The 1,840-nt window shown below is 39.7% G+C and carries 3 protein-coding genes; all 3 read left to right on the top strand.

Going from position 1 to position 1,840, the window contains the following annotated elements:
• On the top strand, positions 1-719 hold a 719-nt coding region (locus tag SPADD19_RS06725), incomplete at its 5' end, for a DUF3137 domain-containing protein (protein WP_061455576.1).
• Positions 716-1,267, top strand: coding sequence for a LemA family protein (locus SPADD19_RS06720; RefSeq protein WP_024055977.1), 552 nt, complete (start codon positions 716-718; stop codon positions 1,265-1,267). The genes SPADD19_RS06725 and SPADD19_RS06720, both read left to right, overlap by 4 nt.
• Positions 1,268-1,412: 145 nt before the next feature.
• Positions 1,413-1,840: aspartate-semialdehyde dehydrogenase (locus tag SPADD19_RS06715; protein ID WP_128861607.1), on the top strand; the 428-nt coding region annotated here is incomplete at its 3' end.

Raw genomic sequence — 1,840 nt, 5'->3', positions numbered from 1 at the left:
GATCGAACGATGAGATCTATCTTGATGATATCCTGACGCCTGTATTAAAGGAAGTTTTTCCTAAGGCTTCGATCAAAGAGGACGGTTCCATCCCTTCTGAAGCTCTTTCGCACTTATGTCCTCGGTCGACTGATTTTCTATGTTTCAAAGAACTATCGTTTCATGATGACAAAGAGCTAACGGTGTCAAATCTCTATGCCCATCATACGGAGACTCGTTACCGGACATCTAATGGACATACGAGGACGGAACATGTGGAAGTTACAGATTTCCTTGGACAAGTGTTCTCTTTATGTCTACCGATCAATTTCTCCGGTCATCTTCGGGTGGTTCCGACCAAGAAATCCTTTCTTTTTAAAAGGGAGGTGAATGGGGTTTATCCTGGAGCCAGAGGAGTTGAAGTTCAGATTGAAACCGAGGATATTCGCAATAACGAAAATTACAATATCTACTGCACGGATGAACTGTCTGCCCGTAAATTTCTCACCCCTAAGATGTTGGAATGGTTTGATCGACAAATTTCTCAAAATGCCATGTGTGTATTTTTGAAAGACAAGAAACTATTTATTTCTTTGTATACCGATCGCTATATCTTTCCGACGCCCCAAAAACCAGAAGATATTGATCAACTATCTTTGGTATCTGAATATCATAAATTATGCAGAGAACTAGCTTTAATTAAAGAAATAACAGCAATTTTTGAAGGAGAAGCATCATGAATCTCATTATCGGCTTAATCATATTTGTTGCCCTATTGGCTATTTGGTTTATTAGTGTAGGAAATCGTCTCAATCGCTATCTAGTGACCATTGAAGAATCAAAGAGAACGGTCGATATCGTTCTCGTAAAACGCTATGATACCATTTCGGAAATGCTAAAAGTAGCCAAAGCTTATGCCAAACATGAGCAACAGATTTTCACTGATTTAGTTGCTTTACGCCAAGGAGCAACTATTCAAGAATCCAACCAAGTCATTACCAATCAAAATGATGTCCTGGCACAAATTCGTGCAGTGGGTGAAAACTATCCAGAGCTCTTGTCTTCTAACCAATTTTTGGCCCTACAAAAGGAAATTGCTGACGAAAATGAAGATCTTGCTGCAGCGAAGCGAATTGTCAACAGTAATGTCAGCCACATCAATCAAGAAATTGTTTCATTTCCGGCGTCTATCGTAGCAGGTGTAAAGGGGATCCATCAAGTTCCATTTCTTGCTGAAGAAACACAAGGTAAGAAAGATTTAAGTGACTTGAACTATGACCTGAACTAAAGAGCTATTTATGATAAATAACCATCAACAATCCTGATCCTAGAATCAGGATTTTTTCCTACTGTTGGTACTTTTCATTTATGCCAAAAAATTGTATAATGGTACAAATACTCAATTTTTAGAAAATTTTGAAAGAGGATTTACTATGGGATACACAGTTGCTGTTGTCGGTGCTACAGGTGCCGTTGGTGCTCAAATGATCAAAATGTTGGAAGAATCTACTCTTCCAATCGATAAAATTCGCTACCTTGCGTCTGCACGTTCTGCAGGGAAAGTCTTGCAATTTAAAGGTCAAGACGTGACCATCGAAGAAACGACTGAAGACGCATTTGAAGGCGTTGATATTGCTCTGTTCTCAGCTGGTGGTTCAACATCTGCCAAATATGCACCTTATGCGGTGAAAGCAGGCGCAGTAGTGGTTGATAACACTTCATATTTCCGTCAAAATCCGGATGTCCCATTGGTAGTTCCTGAAGTGAATGCACATGCTCTTGATGCTCATAACGGAATTATCTCTTGTCCAAACTGTTCAACCATCCAAATGATGGTAGCGCTTGAACCAGTCCGTCAAAA

It is taken from the genome of Streptococcus parasanguinis, from assembly GCF_001578955.1.
GTDB classification, from domain to species: Bacteria; Bacillota; Bacilli; order Lactobacillales; family Streptococcaceae; genus Streptococcus; species Streptococcus parasanguinis_U.
Note: the sequence above shows the minus strand (reverse complement) of the source record. Positions and strands in the feature narration are given on the sequence as shown.

What these genes read in the sequence shown, in the direction of transcription:
- SPADD19_RS06720 (WP_024055977.1), top strand. Translation starts at nt 716, where the DNA reads ATGAATCTCATTATCGGCTTAATCATATTTGTTGCCCTATTGGCTATT.